Source organism: Flavobacterium sp. RSP46, assembly GCF_003984825.1.
Lineage (GTDB): Bacteria > Bacteroidota > Bacteroidia > Flavobacteriales > Flavobacteriaceae > Flavobacterium.
Genome location: NZ_RYDM01000002.1, coordinates 331,007 through 350,966, shown reverse-complemented (window position 1 = coordinate 350,966; position 19,960 = coordinate 331,007). Strand labels below are relative to the sequence as shown.

The window sequence follows — 19,960 nt, the reverse complement described above, 5'->3', positions numbered from 1 at the left end:
TCGGGATGAAATTTACAGCAGAACAAATAGCAGGGATTTTAGAAGGTGAAGTTGTAGGAAATCCCATGGCAGAAGTTTCTAGATTATCAAAAATCGAAGAAGGCATCGAAGGATCACTAACTTTCTTGTCAAACCCCAAGTATCAGAATTATATTTATTCTACTAAAGCATCTGTAACAATTGTTAATGATACTTTTATAGCAGAGGCACCAATTACTACAACTTTGATTAAAGTGATTGATGCGTATTCCGCATTTTCTAAATTATTAGAATTTTACAATCAGGTAAAATTAAATAAAAGTGGGATAGAACAACCCTCTTTCCTTTCGGACAGCGTTAAATATGGGGAAAGTTTATATTTAGGGAGTTTTAGTTATGTAGGTCAAAATGTCGTTTTAGGAGAAAACGTAAAAATTTATCCCAATTGTTTTCTGGGTGATAATGTAGTAGTAGGGGATAATGTTATTCTATTTGCTGGTGCAAAAATTTATTCAGAGACCATAATAGGGAATAACTGTACGATACATTCCGGAGCTATAATAGGTTCAGATGGTTTTGGTTTTGCACCTAATCCAGACGGAACTTACACTAAAATCCCACAAATAGGAAATGTTATTATTGAAGACAATGTTGATATTGGGTCTTGTACTACAATAGATAGAGCCACAATGGGTTCAACTATTATACGAAAAGGCGTGAAGCTGGACAATCAAATTCAAATTGCGCACAATGTTGAAATTGGGGAGAATACGGTAATAGCGGCGCAAACCGGTGTTGCGGGTTCAACTAAAATTGGCAAAAACGGAATGATTGGTGGCCAAGTTGGAATTTCTGGACACCTAACCATTGGCAATAATGTACGAATTCAAGCGCAATGTGGTGTAGGAAGGAATATTAAAGATAATGAAATCTTACAAGGAAGTCCCGCATTTGGGTACAATGATTTTAGTAAATCGTACGTTCATTTCAAGAATTTACCCAAAATTGTTGCAGAAATCGAAGAATTAAAAAAACAAATTTTAAACCAAAAAAATGGAAAAAATGGTTAAACAGAAGACCATCAAAACAGAAATCTCTCTAACTGGAGTTGGATTACACACAGGTAAAGAAGTGAAAATGACTTTTAAACCTGCTCCAGTCAATAATGGTTTTACTTTTGTTCGAGTAGATCTAGAGGGACAACCTATTGTGGAAGCTGATGCAAATTATGTAGTAAATACACAAAGAGGAACCAATTTAGAAAAGTTAGGGGTAAAAATTCAAACACCAGAACATGTTTTAGCGGCATTGACGGGTTGTGACTTAGATAATGTCATCATAGAATTGAATGCTTCTGAACTACCAATAATGGATGGCTCCTCTAAATTCTTTGTTGAAGCTCTTGAAAAAGCGGGTATCGAAGAACAAAGTGCAAAAAGGAATGTATATATAGTAAAAGAAGTTATTTCATTTACTGATGAAGCCACAGGCAGCGAAATTTTAGTGATGCCAAGTGATTATTACTGCGTTACTGCAATGGTTGATTTTGGGACTAAAATTTTAGGAACTCAAAATGCGACTATGAAAAATATTTCTGATTTCAAAACGGAGATATCTGAGTCAAGAACCTTCAGTTTCTTGCATGAATTAGAATCTCTTTTAGAGAACGGTTTGATAAAAGGAGGTGATTTAAATAATGCTATCGTGTATGTTGATAAAGAAATATCAGCCACTACAATGGAAAGTTTGAAACTCGCTTTTGGAAAAGAGCAAATAACGGTTAAACCAAATGGTATTTTAGACAATCTGACTTTGCATTATCCGAATGAAGCGGCAAGACACAAACTACTTGATGTAATAGGTGATTTAGCTTTAATTGGAACTAAAATACAAGGTAAGGTAATAGCTAACAAACCGGGACATTTTGTCAATACACAATTTGCGAAGAAAATGGCTAAAATCATAAAAATTGAACAACGAAATTATGTTCCTGTTTTTGATTTACATCAGGAACCATTGATGGACATTCATAAAATCATGGCAGTTCTGCCTCATAGACCCCCATTTTTATTGATTGACAGAATTATCGAAATGTCAGAAACTCATGTGGTTGGAATGAAAAATGTAACCATGAACGAAAACTTTTTTGTAGGTCATTTTCCTGAAGCTCCGGTTATGCCAGGTGTTTTAATTGTGGAGGCCATGGCGCAAACAGGAGGGATTCTTGTTTTAAGCACGGTTCCGGATCCGGAGAACTATTTGACTTATTTTATGAAAATAGATAATGTTAAATTTAAACACAAAGTATTACCAGGCGATACTTTGATTTTTAAATGCGATTTAATTACGCCAATCCGACGAGGTATTTGTCATATGCAAGCAAATGCGTATGCAAATGGAAAACTGGTTGCTGAAGCAGAATTGATGGCCCAAATTGCTAAGAAACAGTAATTTTTTTGTTGATTTGGTTAATCGTGTATTCGGTTAATCGATTAAACAGTTAAACGATTAAACAAAGAATATGAATCAACCACTAGCATATGTTCATCCCGGCGCTAAAATCGCCAAGAATGTTGTCATTGAACCGTTTACAACCATCCATAATAATGTAGTTATTGGGGATGGCACTTGGATAGGATCTAACGTTACCATAATGGAAGGCGCAAGAATAGGAAAAAATTGTAATATATTCCCTGGTGCAGTAATTTCAGCAGTTCCACAGGATTTAAAATTTGGCGGAGAAGATTCTTTAGCAATTATTGGAGATAATTGTACCATAAGAGAATGTGTGACCATCAATAGGGGAACAATAGCCTCCGGACAGACTACCTTAGGTAATAATTGTTTGGTAATGGCAACGGCGCATATTGCCCACGATTGTCACATAGGTGATAATGCTATTATTGTAAACGGAGTCGCTCTGGCTGGTCATGTAACCGTTGGTAAATATGCCGTTATTGGAGGATTGGCTGCCATTCATCAATTTATCCATATTGGAGATCATGCCATGATTTCTGGTGGATCCTTAGTAAGAAAAGATGTTCCCCCGTTTACCAAAGCCGCAAAAGAACCTTTGTCGTATGTAGGTATTAATTCTGTGGGATTAAGAAGACGTGGTTTTACAACAGAAAAAATCAGAGAAATTCAAGATATTTACAGAATTCTGTACCAAAAAAATTATAATACCACGCAAGCTTTGGGTATTATTGAAGCTGAAATGGAGGCCACGCCGGAAAGAGATGAAATCATTGATTTTATTCGAAACTCCTCAAGAGGTGTAATGAAAGGCTATTCAGGAAATTATTAAGAATCAACAAATCAACAAATAAAAATAAAAATGGCATCTACATCAGACATTAAAAACGGATTGTGTATTAAATACAACAACGATATCTACAAAATAATTGAATTTCTTCATGTAAAACCAGGAAAAGGACCAGCTTTCGTTAGAACTAAATTAAGAAGTTTAACAAACGGAAAAGTATTGGATAACACTTTTTCTGCGGGTCATAAAATCGAAGAAGTTCGAGTTGAAAATCATAAATTTCAATATTTGTATCCGGAAGGTGATGAATTCCATTTTATGAATACAGAAACCTTTGAGCAAATTTTCTTGAATAAAAATATATTGGATTCCCCAGGATTATTAAAAGAAGGCGAAAATGTAATGGTAAGTATCAATACAGAGACTGATTTACCTCTTTCTGTAGATATGCCGGCATCTGTAATTCTTGAAGTGACTTATGCGGAACCAGGTATCAAAGGAAATACTGCTACAAATGCAACAAAATCAGCAACTGTTGAAACAGGAGCCACTGTAAATGTACCTTTGTTTATCAATGAAGGAGATAAAATTAAAATAGATACTGCATCAGGTTCTTATATGGAACGAGTTAAAGAATAGTTTGCAGTAATTAGTGTTCAGTAATCAGATATACTGGACACTGGACACTGAACACTGAATACTAAATAATAAATGAAATTCCAAAAAGTTTACTCTTTAGAAGCAATTGCAACTATCATCGACTGTGAATATGTTGGTGATGCTAATTTTCCTGTTTTGGGAATGAATGAAATTCATGTTGTCGAATCTGGTGATATTGTTTTTGTAGATCATCCTAAGTATTATGATAAAGCGTTAAACTCAGCGGCAACTATAGTTTTAATCAATAAAAATGTAGCTTGTCCTGATGGAAAAGCATTACTTATTTCTAATGATCCGTTTAGGGATTTTAACACATTAACAAAACACTTTAAACCTTTTCAGTATTCAAATGTTTCAATAGCTGCTTCAGCTTCAATAGGTGAAGGAACTGTAATACAGCCCAATACATTTATTGGAAATCATGTTGTCATTGGAGAAAATTGTGTGATACATTCTAATGTTTCTATTTATGATTATACCGTAATTGGTGATAATGTAATCATTCACGCAGGAACAATTTTGGGTGCCGATGCTTTTTACTATAAAAAACGTCCCGAAGGATACGATCAATTACTTTCCGGCGGAAGAGTGGTCATCAAAGACAATGTGGGAATTGGAGCGCTTTGTACAATTGACAAAGGTGTTACTGGCGATACTATTATTGGTGAAGGCACAAAAATTGACAATCAGGTGCATGTAGGTCATGACACCGTGATTGGAAAAAAATGTTTAATTGCTTCACAAACCGGAATTGCCGGATGCGTTATTATAGAAGATGAAGTTACAATATGGGGACAAGTAGGAACTACCAGCGGAATTACAATAGGAGCAAAGGCTGTTATTCTAGGGCAAACCGGAGTTACAAAATCAGTAGAAGGAGGTAAATCCTATTTTGGAACGCCAATTGAGGAATCAAGAGAAAAATTGAAGCAACTGGCCAATATTAAAAAGATACCAGAAATTCTTACTAAACTAAAATAATATGTCTGCAAAAGAAATCGTTCAACAATTTTATAAATCAGATGCTTTAATCGACAGCGAAGTCATCAAAGATTATTTGCACCCGGAAGTAATAGTAGAATGGAATAGCAGCAAAGGATTCATTCAGTTGGATTATAATTCTTTATTAAATTTATCTAATGATTTAAGCAAAGCGTATGTTCGTTCTAAAGTTCGAATAAGCCATATTATTGGTGAAAATAATTTAATTTCCGTGCGCTATTCTCATTTTGTCAAAACAATTGAAAATCCAAGAGAAGAGATGTTATTAGCACATTTTATAGCTATTTGGGAAATAAAAGACAATAAATTATACAGAGGGTATCAAATGAGTCAATTATCCTAATTTAGTGTCAAAAAACTGAACACTGAACACTGATTACTGCTTACTATTTTATACTTTTGCATAACAATTTTAAAAACTACATAAAAAATATATCATGAGTGTTTTAGTTAATAAAGATTCCAAAATAATTGTTCAAGGTTTTACAGGAAGTGAAGGAACTTTCCATGCTTCTCAAATGATTGAGTACGGTACTAACGTTGTTGGTGGCGTAACTCCAGGAAAAGGAGGAACAACTCACTTAGACAGACCCGTTTTCAATACTGTAAAAGATGCTGTAGAACAAGCAGGAGCTGATACAACTATCATTTTTGTTCCACCGGCTTTTGCTGCTGATGCAATAATGGAAGCTGCAGATGCAGGTATAAAAGTAATTATTGCAATTACTGAAGGAATACCTGTGGCTGACATGATAAAAGCAAATAGTTACGTAAAAGAAAGAAATGCTCGTCTAATAGGACCTAACTGCCCAGGAATAATTACTCCGGGTGAAGCTAAAGTTGGTATTATGCCAGGTTTCGTTTTCAAAAAAGGAACTGTTGGTATTGTTTCTAAATCGGGAACATTAACCTATGAGGCAGCGGATCAAGTAGTTAAACAAGGATTAGGAATCACTACCGCTATTGGTATTGGTGGAGACCCAATCATTGGAACTACAACAAAAGAAGCTGTTGAATTATTAATGAACGATCCAGAAACAGAATGTATTGTAATGATAGGTGAAATTGGCGGACAATTAGAAGCGGATGCAGCTCACTGGATCAAAGCTGATGGTAACCGTAAACCAGTTGTAGGATTCATTGCAGGAGTTACCGCTCCAGTAGGACGCACAATGGGACATGCAGGTGCAATCGTAGGTGGATCTGACGATACTGCTGAAGCAAAGAAGCAAATCATGAGAGAATGTGGTATTCACGTAGTAGATTCTCCAGCGGAAATTGGTAAAAAAGTAAAAGAAGTTTTAGGTTAATCTAAACTCTAATTAAATATTTTAAAAGCCTCACATTTTGTGGGGCTTTTTTATTATAAATTCAATTAAAGAAATATCTTTGCACTTTATTAAATAAATCTGTTTTTCAGATGTAATCCTAATAAAAGTAAACATAAACGAATGGTTTCTAATGGACTTCACGATTTTGTGAGGTATTTTTTTGCTAAAGCCAATTCAAATTAAAATAAAAAAAATGTATAAAGAGTTAAAAAAATTCAAAGTTACCAATCAGTTTTCATTCACTACAGAAGATAGTTTAGCCGAAGTTTGTAATGCTTCAGAAGGATCTGGAATATTTTTAGTATATGCCGTAGCAGAAGAGAAAGAGTTGATTATGGTGGGTTCTACCGGAACTGTCCAAAATAACGGAACTTTGAAAATTAAAAACGGTGGTCTAAAAGAAAAAATTGTTGAAGGACACCAATTTGCTAAAACAGGAAGAAAATATTCTTGGCCAGCGCAAATGAAAATTGAAGAGATCAGCACGCTAGAAGTGGTTTGGTATGAGACATTCAACGATAAAACTAAAGTGATTCCAACATTCGTAGAAGGACAAGTTTTACAAAACTTTCTAGACGAAAATGGAAGATTACCAAAATGGAATGTAGCTTTTTAATACAATCCGTTTTTTTAAATAATTTAAAAGCTCCTATTTGGGGCTTTTTTTATTTAAATGGTGTCGACCATTTTGTATCTACATATACATTAGTTCCTGATAATGTTTGAATAAAAGCGACAAGAGCATTAACTTCGGGAGCAGTAAGATTTAATTTTTGCCCAAAACCATTTGGCGCTAATCTTGGATCCAAATTTGTATTTCCGGGAGCTAAATTGATACTTCCATAATGCCCAATAACATTTTGTAGTGTTGTTAAATTTCCCGTATGCATAAATAAACCATTAGAACTTCCGTTTGGTTTTACCAAATCTCTCAATGAAGGTGCTCTTGTGTTTGTGATGTCAATTCCCGGGGCGTTTAAAATACCTATAATACCATTGTTTTTTGTATTGGGATCAATGTCAAATTCAGGTGCGGCATGGCAAACTGCACATCCTACTCCTCCAGAAGTTCTGTTTCCGGTTGCGTCAAAAACCGGAGGCGCCAGGAACAAATTTTTACCTTGATTTTCTTGTGTCGTAAAGTTGGTGAAGGGTTGGCCGTCGTTTGCAACTAATACCCTTCCAGCATCATATTTAGAATCAAAGGATTGGATGCTTCTAATAAATTGCGCCAAAGCCAGCTGAATCTTGCTTTCAGTAATGATTTCAGAGCCATACGTATATTTAAACAATTCTTTGTAATACCCAATGTTTTGCAATTTTGAAATTAGTACTATCAAGTTTGCATCACCTAAGGTTCCGCTAAAACCCATTTCAATGTGATTTTGAATAGGTTGTGTCGTTTGTAACTCTAATGTGGCTACCCGTTCGTCCCAAAAAAACTTGTTTTCTCTTGAAAATCTAGAATTCACCAATCTCATAGAATGTCTGGTGGTCTTTCCGTTTATTCCGTCGCTGGCAATAGCCACATCTCCAAAAGCATTTGCTTGAATGTGGCAGGAAGAACAGGAAATTGTGTTATTTGAGGATAAGTTTTTATCATAAAATAGAACCCGACCTAATGTAGCTCCTTTGTCAGTTACTGGATTTCCTGCAGTGTTATCTTTAGTTATGTAAGAAGGGATAATTTGGTTAGCATAATTACTCAAATTATTTAAATCAATTTTACCAGGAAAAGTAGCAGTCACATTGGGATAGGAATCGGCAATCACAGTTGTTTCATTGCTTTCATTTTTGCTACAAGCTGTAAAAACGAGTAATCCTACAAAAAATAATAAGGAAGAGAGCTTGTTCATATCAATTGGTTAAGTTAAAAAATGAGGTCGTTGATTCTATTTGGGTTTCTTGTATTTTAGATTGTTTTTTTACTTTTTTTTATAATTAGAGTCAATTTCAAATCTAGTAATTTTATTATGATTACATCTAAACATTTTGAAGCTTTAATCATGTCAAACAGTTTTACTAAGTTTTAGGACAATTTTTTTTATAAAAGGTTTAATTGAAGATGTATTTTTTTTTCAACCCACAATTATTGCTATATTTGACAAGTGTAAATTAGCCCTGATAGAAGTGGAAATCCTTTTTCTTGTCAGTTCGATTTCGTTTGAAAAGCGAGGAGGAGAACAAGAGAAAAAGATTGAAACGGATAGCAGGAATAGCTTCAAATAAATATTAAATTAATTTTAGAACATGAAATTACTAGAAGGAAAGGTTGTTATAATTACTGGCGCAAGCCGTGGAATTGGTAAAGGAATTGCAGAAGTTTTTGCTAAAAATGGGGCAAATGTTGCTTTTACGTACAGTTCATCTGTTGAATCAGCTTTGGCTCTTGAAAATGAATTGAACGCTTTAGGGATTAAAGCCAAAGGATATCAATCAAATGCAGCCGATTTTAATGAAGCACAAACTCTTGTAGATGCGGTTTTAGCTGAATTCGGAACAGTCGATATTCTGATAAACAATGCCGGAATTACTAAAGACAACTTATTGATGCGAATGTCTGAAGGCGATTTTGATCAAGTTATTGATGTTAACCTGAAATCGGTTTTTAATATGACTAAAGCCATTCAACGTACTTTCTTGAAACAACGTTCAGGTTCAATTATCAATATGAGTTCAGTAGTAGGAGTGAAAGGAAATGCAGGACAAACGAATTATGCGGCTTCTAAAGCGGGAGTTATTGGTTTTTCTAAATCTGTAGCATTGGAATTAGGATCTCGTAACATTCGTTGTAATGTAATTGCTCCGGGATTTATAGAAACGGAAATGACCGCTAAGTTAAATGAAGATGTTGTAAAAGGATGGAGAGATGGAATTCCTTTGAAACGTGGCGGAACTACTGAAGATGTTGCTAATGCGTGTCTTTTCTTTGCTTCGGATATGAGTGCGTATGTAACGGGACAGGTTATGAATGTTTGCGGAGGAATGCTTACCTAAAATTTAATTATAAGATTGTAAAACTCAAAGATTTAAAGATTTTTGAACTACGTAATTAATTTTTAATCATTAAATTCTTCAATCTTTTAATAAAGAATAAATGACAACAAACACGCTACTATTATTACTGCTTTCGTTACTAATAGCTGGTGGTTTGTCATTTTTTCAATATATTTACAAAGCCAAAAACAAATCGAAAGTCGGTTGGTTTTTGGCTTTTTTGCGTTTTTTATCCATTTTTGGAATTTTAATGTTGTTGATTAATCCAATACTAACCAAAAATACCTTCGAAACGGTAAAAACACCCTTACCGATTGTTGTTGATAATTCCAGTTCTATTTCTTTTTTGAATGCCAATGAAAAAGCATTAGAATTGTATAAAAGAATACAATTAAACTCAGATTTGAAAGATAAATTCGATGTGCAAACGTATCAGTTTTCAGATGATTTTGAACCTACGGAAATTTTTGATTTTAAGGGAACTCAAACCAATATCGATGTTGTTGCCAAAAATCTAAAAAGCATTTATAAAAACACAGTATATCCAACAGTTTTAATCACAGATGGAAACCAAACTTCAGGGAATGATTACGTCTATAGTTTTGACCCCTTAAATAAAGTTTATCCGGTAATATTAGGCAACACAACAAAATTATTTGACTTAAAAATCAATCAACTGAACGTTAATAAATATGCTTTTCATAAGAATAAATTTCCTGTAGAAGTTTTTTTGCAGTATTCAGGAACCAAAAGTGTAACAGCTGATTTTGTTATTTCACAAGGGAATTCGGTATTCAGTACACAATCCATTACCTTATCACCATCCAAGAAGACAGCAACTGTACCCGTACTTTTGCCGGCTGATAAAATAGGATTACAGGTTTTTAAAGTTACAATTTCATCAAAAGAAAAAGAAAAAAATACATATAACAACACCAAGAATTTTGCAGTTGAAGTTATTGATCAAAAAACAAATATTGCCATAATTTCAGCTATAAATCATCCCGATTTAGGGGCTATGAAAAGAGCTATTGAATCGAATGTACAGCGTAAAGTAATAATTGTTAAAACAAATGAAATCAAAACATTACAAGATTATAATGTTTTGATTTTATACCAACCAACGACTGAATTTAAAACTATTTTTGAAATTAATAAAGTTGCCGGAATTAATACATTTATTATTACTGGAAACAACACCGATTTCAATTTTTTGAATCAGCAACAGGAGAATTTGAGCTTTAAAATGAGTGGACAAAAAGAAGAGTATTTGTCGGTTTTTAATAAACAGTTTAATTTGTTTGCTGCGGACAATATTGGGTTTGAAGATTTACCGCCTTTGCAAAACGCTTTTGGAACCGTAACTACAAAAGGAGTTGTGTCAGTTTTGCTTTCATATAAAATCAGAACAATAGATACGAATGCGCCTTTACTGGTTTTTGCAGAAAATCAAGGCAGGCGAGCCACTTATCTTTTGGGTGAAAATAGTTGGAAATGGCGCTTGCAAACACATGTAAATAATCAATCTTTTGAAAAATATGACGTTTTCATGGATAAGATTATTCAATTTCTGGCTTCTAATAATTCTAAAAAATCATTGGTTGTTGAACATGAAAGTTTTTATAATTCCGGTGAAGCCATTGAAATAACGGCACAGTATTTCAATAAAAATTATGAGTTTGATGAAAAAGCCCGTTTGACTATAACGGTAAAAAATACCGAAACCAAGCAAACGAAAAATTACGATTTATTAAAAGGGAATAATTCCTATAAAGTCAATCTTGACGGATTGAAAGCCGGTTCTCATACTTTTACGGTAAAAGAATTAAATTCTAAAACGACGTATTCCAGTAGTTTTGAAATTCTTGATTTTGATATTGAAAAACAATTTGTTAATCCAGACGTGGAGAAATTGACGCAATTAGCTGGGCAAACACAAGGAAAAGCGTATTTTTCAGATCAAGTAGACGTATTGATTAAAACGCTTTTAGAAAATGAGGAATACAAGACGATACAAAAGAGTAGTGTTACCAAAACTCCTTTGATAGATTGGATGTGGTTATTGGTTTTAATTTCAATTTTACTGACAACCGAATGGTTTGTTCGAAAACACAACGGATTACTTTAATACAATTAAACAACATGGATTTTAGACTGAAAGTATTTTATACTGTTGCCAATCGTTTGAGTTTTACAAAAGCGGCAACCGAATTGTTTATTACGCAACCTGCTATTTCCAAACACATTCAGGAATTAGAAGAGGACTATAAAATCAAACTGTTTGACAGAAATGGTTCTAAAATAGCATTGACAATTGCTGGTGAGGTATTATTGAAACACACCAAAAACATTTTTGAAGTATACCGCGAAATTAATTTTGACATGAGTACACTGATTAATCAACGTTCCGGATTGTTGCAATTAGGAGCCAGTACTACAATTTCTCAGTATATAATTCCGCCACTTTTAGCTCGTTTCCATCAAAAATTGCAAGATGTAAAAGTAAGTTTACTCAACGGAAACACGGAACAAATAGAAAACGCTTTATTAAGAAAAGAAATTGAAATAGGAATTGTTGAAGGGCAATCCAAAAATAAATCTATTAAATATACCGAGTTTTTGAAAGACGAATTGGTTTTGGTCTGTAAGAGTTCCAATCCGTTAGTAAGTCGTGATGAAGTGACTCAGGATGATCTTAAAAAGATGCGTTTTTTAATGCGAGAACAAGGTTCAGGAACACTTGAAGTTATTGAACATGCGTTGAAACCATTTAAAATTAAAGTATCCGAACTACAAATTGAAATGCAATTGGGAAGTACAGAAAGTATAAAATCTTATTTAATGCACTCGGATTGTGTGGCATTTATATCGATTCATGCCATAAAAAAAGAACTTCAAAACAATGAATTGGCTATATTAGATATTGAAGACCTGATTATAGAACGATACTTTTATATTATTACGCTTCAAGGAAAAACAGATTCATTATCCGATTTGTTTATTCAGAATATCTCCAATCATTATAATTTAAAGTTATAGCAGATTATAATTTGCGATTGGCATAAATAGTTTTATCGTTCCACCTTTGTACTGTACTAATTCAACAACTTTACATTGGAAACGAATCAAAAAGCAATTCAGAAGGAATCTTTTATTTTTTTTAAAGTAAATGCCACATTGCAGCAACTCATTTTCGTTGCATTGCTTTTGTTTTGCACCACAATTTTTATTTCTCCACCAATTGCTTTGGTACTAGGATTGATTGTTGCCAACCTTTTTGGACATCCTTTTTTAGAATTGAATCATAAAGCAACTAATTATCTGTTGCAGTTTTCGGTAGTTGGTTTAGGATTTGGAATGAATGTTCACAGTGCTGTTTCAGCCGGAAAAGAGGGTTTTTATTTTACAATTGCTTCTATTGTGAGCACTTTAATTTTAGGAACTTTTTTAGGAAAATGGTTTAAAACGGATACAAAAACATCACATTTAATTTCTTGTGGCACTGCAATTTGCGGAGGAAGTGCAATCGCCGCTATTGCTCCCGTAATCCAATCGAATGAAAAACAAACCTCAGTTGCTTTGGGAGTGATATTTATTCTGAATTCGGTAGCGCTATTTTTATTTCCTGCAGTAGGTCATTGGCTGGATTTATCTCAAAAAGAGTTTGGATTATGGTGCGCTATTGCTATTCATGATACGAGTTCTGTAGTAGGAGCAGCGAGTAAATTTGGTCCTGAAGCCATGCAAATAGCCACAACAGTAAAATTAGCCCGTGCGTTGTGGATTATTCCTGTAGCATTGATTACCGCATTTATTTTCAAAAATAAATCTGGAAAAATAAAAATTCCTTATTTTATAGGATTGTTTATTTTGGCAATGATTGCCAATACCTATCTGCCAGAAATGAAGAGTGCAGGACCACATTTAGTTTCACTTGCCAAAATAGGCCTGACGGTAACTTTGTTTTTAATTGGTGCCGGATTAAATAGGAATGTAGTGAAATCAGTGGGATTAAAACCGCTTGTGCAGGGAGTTTTGCTTTGGACATTCATTGCAGTTGCAACTTTAATTTCAATTATTTATTTAAAATAGTTTTATGACGGAAGGTTTTTCGTTTGATCACATGAAATTGTAATCTGATATAATCATACAAAAGTGCAAACAATAAAAAGGTTGCGGCAACAAAAAGTGTTTTCATGCCTAGTAAATTATACAAAAAACCACCTAGAATACAGCCCATGAAAAAGAATATAATAATAGACAATCTCAAATAAATACTGATCTTTAATTTTTTATTTTCTTCTGGTTTTTTATAAAAAAATAATTGTGACAGTTCGATTCCCAAATCAGTAAAAAGCCCCGTTAAATGGGTTGTTCTAACCGTAGACTGAGAGATTTTTGTAACCAAAGAGTTTTGTATTCCCATGGCAAAAAGCATCGAAAAAGCAATCCATTTTCCTTCAATGCTGGATAATTCAGACGCTAGTCCAAAAATACCAATGCCAATCAAAACAATCATTTCCAGTGAAATAGGAATGACATGAGATAAATCAGGATGTTTTTTAGAAATTAATTCTGCTAAAAAATTAGAGGTAAAAGCGCCCAACAAGAAGAAAATAGTAAATACAAAAAAGGTAATGGCTGCTATATAATTCTGTTTCATTATTTCTTCGGCAAAATAGGCAAAATGTCCCGTAACATTTGTGGTCAATGTGTGTACGGATAAAACTCCAGTAACATTTACAATTCCGGCAACAAAAGATAGTAAAGTGGCTAAACGCAGGTTATGAATAAAAGTTCTGTTTTTTCCTTGATGTCGAAACATAGTTGTAGTTTTCTTGTTTTAATTAACAGAATCTTAAACCCAATTTTTTCTAATAACGATTTAAAGAAATACATTTGTACTTCAAAAAAATAAATTTAATGAAAAATTTTAAAATTAGACCTACACTTATCACTTTATCTGCTCTTGGAGTTGCACTTTTTCTTTTGTCATGGGGCGTTATTGGTCATGAACGAATCAATAGAGCGGCGGTAATGGCACTTCCAAAACCATTGCAGACCTTTTTTTACAATCATATCGATTTCATTACCCAAGAATCTACTGTTCCGGATTTGAGAAGAAATGTTTTGAATGATAAAGCAGAGCCGCCCCGTCATTATTTTGACATGGAGAATTTTGGAGCTGTGGAAACGATTCCTAAAACTATGGAAGAAGCGAAGCTGAAGTACGATGAAAAGTTTTTGACTAAAAACGGAATTTTACCGTGGTATATTCAGGATATGATGGTCAAATTGACTAAAGCGTTCAAGGACAAAAGAAAAAATGAAATTTTATTTATTGCGGGGGATTTAGGCCATTATATTGCCGATGCACACATGCCGTTGCATACATCAGACAATCACGATGGACAAAACACGAATCAAAAAGGAATTCATTCCTTATGGGAAAGCCGTTTGCCGGAATTGTTTGCCAAAGGGTATAAATTAAATGTACCTGAAGGAATATATTTAGACAATGTGGAGAAAGCTACTTGGGATATCGTTTTTGACACGCACAGTTTAGTGGAACCTTTGTTGGCTGCCGATAAAAAATTAAGAACTGCAACTGCTGAAAACAAAATGTACGTAACGGATGCCGATGGAAATGTTGTCAAAAACAAGTACGGAGGAATGTTATATTCGGATGAGTATGCTGCTAAATTGCACACGGAGTTGAACGGAATGGTTGAACAACAAATGAAAAAAGCCATTACCGCAACAGCAAGTTTTTGGTACACGGCTTGGGTTAATGCTGGAAAACCAGATTTAAGTACTCTTGATACTGCCGAACTTACAAAGCGCAATAGCAAAACTTTAAAAAAGGATTTGAAAACTTTTGAAAAAGGGACACTTTTTGGTTTAACAAACGAAAAAGAATAACGATATATTTCCAATTAAAAAACGGGTGAAACTTCAATTTTGACCCGTTTTTTTATGCTAATAAATTTTTTGATATTTTTTTTTCTTTAACATATCCGAGACTGTTTGATGATACGAAATCATTTCATTTACTAAATCCGTTCTTTCTTTTGTGAGCGGTATTTGATCATAAAATATTTGAAAATCAGTAGCTGCTTTTTGATTGGGTTTCAAAGTCAATTGAAATTGTTTGACGGTTTGTTTGAGGGGAATAATAGTCAATGCATTTTACCCCGCCATCAAGAGATTTTACATCTCCGGGAATATCAATTTTTCCATTTGGATACGTGAATGGTCAGTGATTGCTCACGGTCATAATGTGATTAAAAAACGGCTTATTTGCCGCTGCTTCTTTGTTTATTTCCGTGATTGCTTTGTTGTACATATCTTCATCGCAAACGTCCCAAATATTAGCAAAAGTGATTTCGTTGGGTTCAAATGTTTTTTTGTCTACAATTTCATATCCATTTCCTGAAAAGAAATCGCCCATATTGTCAAAAAAGGAATCTCCGCCATACATGAATTTTACAGTATAGCCTTTTTGTTTAAAGAGCATTCCGGTAGGGAATTTATTTTTATTGTCTTTCCTTTTTATAACACTTTCGCCGGGAGAAGGAGGAAAACATAAAGTAATGGCTTCAAGTTCACTTTTCATAAATGCCATATAAAATTTATATAATAGGCTGGTTTTTAATTAATTGACAAACATATTTTGAGAATTTTATTTAACGGATAAAGCAGGAATTGCCAATAACGATAATGTGAAGAGAAGCAGGTAAATTCCTGGAATTTTGATTTTTTGTACAAAAGCGGGAATGCTTTCAAGATAGTTTTTTGATTTCTTTACTTTTAAAATAAGTGACCAATCCTGTACAAATAAATAGTGCAGAAAATAAGGGAATAACAGGATAGGATTGCATAATATTACCTATCACTTCATTAGTATACACCAGATAATTTACTGCGATAAAATTGTATTTGACCCCAAATTCATTCCGAAAAAGGTATTCACTGATTCTATTTTGTAAAATTAAACCACATATAGAAAGATGACAAAGGAAAATAACCAGAACCTGATTTGTTTCGGTATTTTGTATTGGAGATGAAAATATGATAGAGCCACAAAAAGTCACTGACCAAAACAAAAACAAAAATCAGATAAAAATCCAAATATAAATAAGTGTAGCGTATCAATCCAAGTAAAGGAGGCTTGTGTGATGGGATAAAAAAAAAGAATAACTCTTAAAACAAAACTCATACTAATGTAAAACACTACAATTAAGCACTGAGAATGTAGTGCCGTTTTTCTAATTCATAAAAACAGACTAACTTAGTAGCCTGCTAGCAAGAGTGGATTAGGATAATGAAGTAATTTTATACTTTAAAGAGTCTAGCTGTAACGGCTATAAAACTCTTAAACGCAAATAAAAAAATAAAAATGAAAATAATAGCAGTCATTCCCGCACGATACGCCTCGACACGATTTCCTGCCAAACTAATGCAGGATTTAGGTGGTAAAACGGTAATTTTAAGAACGTATGAAGCAGCTGTAAACACTAAATTATTTGATGCTGTTTTTGTAGTAACTGATTCCGATTTAATTTATGACGAAATACGTACTCACGGAGGAAACGTTATTCGAAGCATCAAAGAACACGAATCCGGAAGTGATCGAATTGCAGAAGCAATAGAAAATCTGGATGTTGATATTGTAGTCAATGTACAAGGAGATGAGCCTTTTATTGATGCGGCACCTTTAGCTAAAGTGATTGAAGTTTTTAGAAATGATTTGGATAAAAAAGTAGATTTAGCGTCGTTGATGCGCGAAATCACGAATGAAGCAGAGATTAATAATCCCAATAATGTAAAAGTTGTGGTGGATCAAAACGGATTTGCCTTGTACTTCTCCCGATCGGTTATTCCGTATCCAAGAGCGAAAAATGTAGGCGTACGGTACCTGCAACATATTGGTGTTTATGCGTTTAGAAAACAAGCATTATTGGATTTTTATAGTTTGCCCATGCAATCATTAGAAGCATCTGAAAAACTAGAGCAATTGCGTTATCTTGAATTTGGAAAACGCATTAAAATGATCGAAACTACTCACATTGGTATTGGTATTGATACCCCAGAAGATCTAGAAAAAGCTAGGAAAATGTTAAAAATTCAGAGATGAAAAACCGTTTTGATTAGGCAATTTTCTCGATGACAATAAGTTCGTTATGAACTTCAACTCTTGGAATAGTTCTAATTTTAAATTGATTTTTGTAAAACTCGGTTACATATTTTTTATTTCTTTGATTTTGATTCTCATCTAATAACATCGTATTAAAAAGAATAAAACCATGACTTTTTAAAAGCGAGCAAACCCTATTGGTAAAAAAAGGTTCAAATAAAAAATTAGGCATTGTAGTGTCCTGGAAAATATCAATGATAATCAAATCGTATTTAGTAGGGGTTTTTAACACAAATGCAAAAGCATCCTCAATTACAATTGTAAGATTTTTTGTTTTATCCAAGTCAAAATAGGCATTGGCTATTGTAATTATTTCAGGATCAATTTCAACACCGGTAATTTTTCCTTTGTATTTTATTTCTTCTACCAATGTTTTGATGACACTTCCACCAGCAACACCTAAAACTAAAATATGCTCCATGGTCACAATTTTTTTGTATCCAATGTTTTTTAAGCCTAACCTCAGAATCCGTTGCAAACTGCCATAGGAATAATTTGTGTTTTGCGAATCCATGACCAGTTCCCCATTTGCCCAAGTCACCTCAATCGATTTGCTCAAAGCCGATTTAGTTTGATAAATAGTTAAAGGAATTACGTAGCTGAATATTTTTTTTAGCATTAATGATAGATTTACCCAAAAATAAGATATTAATTATTTATTTTGTACGAAAGAAAGCAAGAATGAAGAAACAATTATACAAATGGATATTTTCCAGACTAATGGGTTGGAAAGTAGTGGGTAGTATTGATCCAAATATCACGAAATGTGTCATGATGATAATGCCACATACCAGCGCTCATGATTTTTATTTAGGGGTTTTTATCCGAGCAATAACCGGTTTACAAATGAATTGGGTAGGCAAAAAGGAATTGTTTCGTTTTCCTTTGGGATTTTATTTTAGATACATGGGTGGAGAACCGCTTGATAGGACAGGAGGGTTGAATAAAGTGGATTCTATTGCAGCTATTTTTCAAAGAAAAAAGGTTTTTCGTCTGGCAGTAGCTCCGGAAGGAACCCGTAAAAAGATTAGCAAACTTAAAACAGGATTTTATTACATTGCTTTAAAAGCAAAGGTTCCTGTAATTCCTATTGCATTTGATTTTGGAAAAAAAGAAATTAATTTAGGAAATCCTATTTTTCCTTCGGGAGATATTGAGGCCGATATAACCGTTTTGAAAAAACATTTTATAGGAGTCAAGGGTAAAATTCCAGAACAGGGATACTCATTTGAATAACTCTTAAAAAAACTTAAAAAATGTTAAAACCATATAATTGATTTCTCGTAAGTGTATTAAAACTCTAAAATATACAACATGAAACATTTGGTTATTAGTACCGCATTTTTAGTTTTATTTTTCGCTTGATACAATAATAATGATTCTGATACTAGCCCGGCAGAATTAAATTTGATGACATCCAGTAATACCTCCGGGAAAATTACGCTTACCAATTTATTAACTACAACACCAATAGTCAAATTATTTGCCAGTGCTGCTTCAGCCACTGATGGTGGATTAATTATAATTAAAAATTTCTCAACTGTTTTCGCTTCAACTGCTGCTGCGGGAACAATTGCAGTAACGAATCAAGTACGGATTTATAGTTCTAATTCACTTTTAGGCAATCCTGTGGCTGTGGCTTATGACAGTGTTACAAAAAACATATATGTTGCTGAAAGATTAAATGCAGGAGGACAAGTACTAACGTATAGTTTTCCTGTTGCTTCGGGTGATTTTGCTCCCGTAAATGCGAGAGCGGAAGCGGGTGTAACGTCAATTTTTGTCTTAAGAAAATAGATTTTTGTTTTCAAGAATGCTTTTTTAATCCATAACCCCAATTCTAAAATCAGAATTGGGGTTATTTATTTAATTTGGAACATAACTCTTGAAAGAGCCATTTTTATAAAAGATAACAATGGTGTCAATTTCAGAAGCAACCGCTTCACCAGGACTATTTATTGGATCACTTTTTTTAGTTTCCAATGCAGGAATCAAAACAGTATTTTTTAGTTCAGAAAATAAATTTTCAGGGATTATTTGATCACTGGCCAGAGCAGGGATATTTTGTTCAGAGACCTGATTAATAATTTTTTCTTTTGCCTTAAACTCTTCCGCATTTTTTGGAAAGGTTCCTTTTCCATTCAGAATCCAATACAAATCAACATCAGGAAAAACATCTAAAATTTTAAGTATAAAATCCAAGCTTGGTTTGTTTCTCCCAGAAAGCAGGTGAGACAGGCTGGAGCGTTGCACACCAATTTTATCTGCAAAAGAAGAGGCATTCAAATTGTAGTAGTCCAGTATAATCTCTAATCTTTTTATAAAGTCTTCTATGTTTACCATTGTAAATTAATGTAAAAATTAACTAGTTACAAATGTAATCAAAAGAAGCTTCAGTATCAAAATTAAAGGTATAAATAGTATTTTAAAAGTCTAACAAACTAAAGTTGTACTTTTAATAAATACACATAATTAATTGATAAACAAAATTCTAATTATTATAAAATAAATTTATAACAATTGTTAACA

The 19,960-nt window shown here is 33.5% G+C and carries 21 protein-coding genes; 16 read left to right on the top strand and 5 right to left on the bottom strand.

The window, feature by feature from the left end:
• The first annotated feature begins 5 nt into the window (after positions 1-5).
• From lpxD to EKM01_RS05715, 8 genes are all read left to right on the top strand, one after another.
• On the top strand, positions 6-1,049 hold the full coding sequence (lpxD, locus tag EKM01_RS05750; protein WP_126451547.1) for a UDP-3-O-(3-hydroxymyristoyl)glucosamine N-acyltransferase: 1,044 nt from the start codon (positions 6-8) through the stop codon (positions 1,047-1,049).
• The gene (locus tag EKM01_RS05745; protein ID WP_126460118.1) at positions 1,042-2,430 is read left to right on the top strand and encodes a bifunctional UDP-3-O-[3-hydroxymyristoyl] N-acetylglucosamine deacetylase/3-hydroxyacyl-ACP dehydratase; all 1,389 of its coding nucleotides are present in this window, start codon (positions 1,042-1,044) and stop codon (positions 2,428-2,430) included. The genes lpxD and EKM01_RS05745 overlap by 8 nt, the downstream gene beginning before the upstream one ends.
• Positions 2,431-2,500: 70 nt before the next feature.
• Positions 2,501-3,286, top strand: coding sequence for an acyl-ACP--UDP-N-acetylglucosamine O-acyltransferase (gene lpxA / locus EKM01_RS05740; protein ID WP_126451549.1), 786 nt, complete (start codon positions 2,501-2,503; stop codon positions 3,284-3,286).
• Between the two features lie 30 nt (positions 3,287-3,316).
• Complete coding sequence (gene efp, locus EKM01_RS05735) at positions 3,317-3,883, top strand: elongation factor P (RefSeq protein WP_126767338.1); 567 nt, start codon at positions 3,317-3,319, stop codon at positions 3,881-3,883.
• 72 nt (positions 3,884-3,955) lie between these two features.
• Entirely contained in the window at positions 3,956-4,885 is a 930-nt protein-coding gene (locus EKM01_RS05730) for a UDP-3-O-(3-hydroxymyristoyl)glucosamine N-acyltransferase (protein WP_126767335.1), read from the top strand.
• Between the two features lies 1 nt (position 4,886).
• The gene (locus EKM01_RS05725; RefSeq protein ID WP_126451552.1) at positions 4,887-5,249 is read left to right on the top strand and encodes a nuclear transport factor 2 family protein; all 363 of its coding nucleotides are present in this window, start codon (positions 4,887-4,889) and stop codon (positions 5,247-5,249) included.
• Between the two features lie 94 nt (positions 5,250-5,343).
• Positions 5,344-6,216 carry a succinate--CoA ligase subunit alpha gene (sucD, locus tag EKM01_RS05720; RefSeq protein WP_126451553.1) on the top strand — a complete coding sequence of 291 codons (873 nt, stop codon included), beginning with the start codon at positions 5,344-5,346 and terminating at the stop codon, positions 6,214-6,216.
• Between the two features lie 214 nt (positions 6,217-6,430).
• The gene (locus EKM01_RS05715) at positions 6,431-6,853 is read left to right on the top strand and encodes a hypothetical protein (protein WP_126459488.1); all 423 of its coding nucleotides are present in this window, start codon (positions 6,431-6,433) and stop codon (positions 6,851-6,853) included.
• Between the two features lie 49 nt (positions 6,854-6,902).
• On the opposite strand, the gene EKM01_RS05710 is transcribed toward EKM01_RS05715, so the two are convergent.
• On the bottom strand, positions 6,903-8,093 hold the full coding sequence (locus EKM01_RS05710; RefSeq protein ID WP_126767333.1) for a cytochrome-c peroxidase: 1,191 nt from the start codon (positions 8,091-8,093) through the stop codon (positions 6,903-6,905).
• 394 nt (positions 8,094-8,487) lie between these two features.
• Here EKM01_RS05710 and fabG point away from each other — a divergent pair, with 394 nt between their 5' ends.
• The 4 genes from fabG to EKM01_RS05690 all read left to right on the top strand — a co-directional run bounded on the left by fabG (position 8,488) and on the right by EKM01_RS05690 (position 13,326).
• A complete protein-coding gene (gene fabG / locus EKM01_RS05705; protein WP_126459494.1) occupies positions 8,488-9,234 on the top strand; it encodes a 3-oxoacyl-[acyl-carrier-protein] reductase in 747 nt (248 codons plus the stop codon).
• A gap of 100 nt (positions 9,235-9,334) precedes the next feature.
• The gene (locus EKM01_RS05700) at positions 9,335-11,362 is read left to right on the top strand and encodes a hypothetical protein (protein ID WP_126767330.1); all 2,028 of its coding nucleotides are present in this window, start codon (positions 9,335-9,337) and stop codon (positions 11,360-11,362) included.
• Positions 11,363-11,376: 14 nt separating this feature from the next.
• Positions 11,377-12,273: a LysR family transcriptional regulator gene (locus EKM01_RS05695; protein ID WP_126459503.1), complete on the top strand. Its 897-nt coding sequence runs from the start codon at positions 11,377-11,379 to the stop codon at positions 12,271-12,273.
• Positions 12,274-12,348: 75 nt separating this feature from the next.
• Positions 12,349-13,326 carry a YeiH family protein gene (locus tag EKM01_RS05690; protein WP_233584078.1) on the top strand — a complete coding sequence of 326 codons (978 nt, stop codon included), beginning with the start codon at positions 12,349-12,351 and terminating at the stop codon, positions 13,324-13,326.
• Here EKM01_RS05690 and EKM01_RS05685 read toward each other — a convergent pair.
• Entirely contained in the window at positions 13,310-14,059 is a 750-nt protein-coding gene (locus tag EKM01_RS05685; RefSeq protein ID WP_126459506.1) for a YoaK family protein, read from the bottom strand. The two genes, EKM01_RS05690 and EKM01_RS05685, sit on opposite strands and share 17 nt — an antisense overlap.
• A 98-nt stretch (positions 14,060-14,157) precedes the next feature.
• Between EKM01_RS05685 and EKM01_RS05680 the strand changes: the two genes are divergently transcribed.
• A complete protein-coding gene (locus EKM01_RS05680) occupies positions 14,158-15,156 on the top strand; it encodes a zinc dependent phospholipase C family protein (RefSeq protein WP_126553326.1) in 999 nt (332 codons plus the stop codon).
• Between the two features lie 334 nt (positions 15,157-15,490).
• Here EKM01_RS05680 and EKM01_RS14745 read toward each other — a convergent pair whose 3' ends face one another.
• Positions 15,491-15,850, bottom strand: a complete 360-nt coding sequence (locus EKM01_RS14745) for a sulfatase-like hydrolase/transferase (protein ID WP_233589299.1) — start codon at positions 15,848-15,850, stop codon at positions 15,491-15,493.
• Positions 15,851-16,633: 783 nt separating this feature from the next.
• On the opposite strand from EKM01_RS14745, the gene kdsB reads away from it, so the two are divergent.
• Positions 16,634-17,371, top strand: a complete 738-nt coding sequence (kdsB, locus tag EKM01_RS05670; RefSeq protein ID WP_126568891.1) for a 3-deoxy-manno-octulosonate cytidylyltransferase — start codon at positions 16,634-16,636, stop codon at positions 17,369-17,371.
• Between the two features lie 13 nt (positions 17,372-17,384).
• Here the strand turns inward: kdsB and EKM01_RS05665 are convergent, their stop codons facing one another.
• Positions 17,385-18,050, bottom strand: coding sequence for a spermidine synthase (locus EKM01_RS05665; protein WP_126568890.1), 666 nt, complete (start codon positions 18,048-18,050; stop codon positions 17,385-17,387).
• 62 nt (positions 18,051-18,112) lie between these two features.
• Here EKM01_RS05665 and EKM01_RS05660 point away from each other — a divergent pair, with 62 nt between their 5' ends.
• Complete coding sequence (locus tag EKM01_RS05660) at positions 18,113-18,667, top strand: 1-acyl-sn-glycerol-3-phosphate acyltransferase (RefSeq protein ID WP_126553319.1); 555 nt, start codon at positions 18,113-18,115, stop codon at positions 18,665-18,667.
• Positions 18,668-18,841: 174 nt separating this feature from the next.
• Positions 18,842-19,228 carry a hypothetical protein gene (locus tag EKM01_RS05655; protein ID WP_126767327.1) on the top strand — a complete coding sequence of 129 codons (387 nt, stop codon included), beginning with the start codon at positions 18,842-18,844 and terminating at the stop codon, positions 19,226-19,228.
• Between the two features lie 69 nt (positions 19,229-19,297).
• Here the strand turns inward: EKM01_RS05655 and EKM01_RS05650 are convergent, their stop codons facing one another.
• Positions 19,298-19,774, bottom strand: coding sequence for a helix-turn-helix transcriptional regulator (locus EKM01_RS05650; RefSeq protein WP_126767324.1), 477 nt, complete (start codon positions 19,772-19,774; stop codon positions 19,298-19,300).
• Positions 19,775-19,960: the final 186 nt, after the last annotated feature.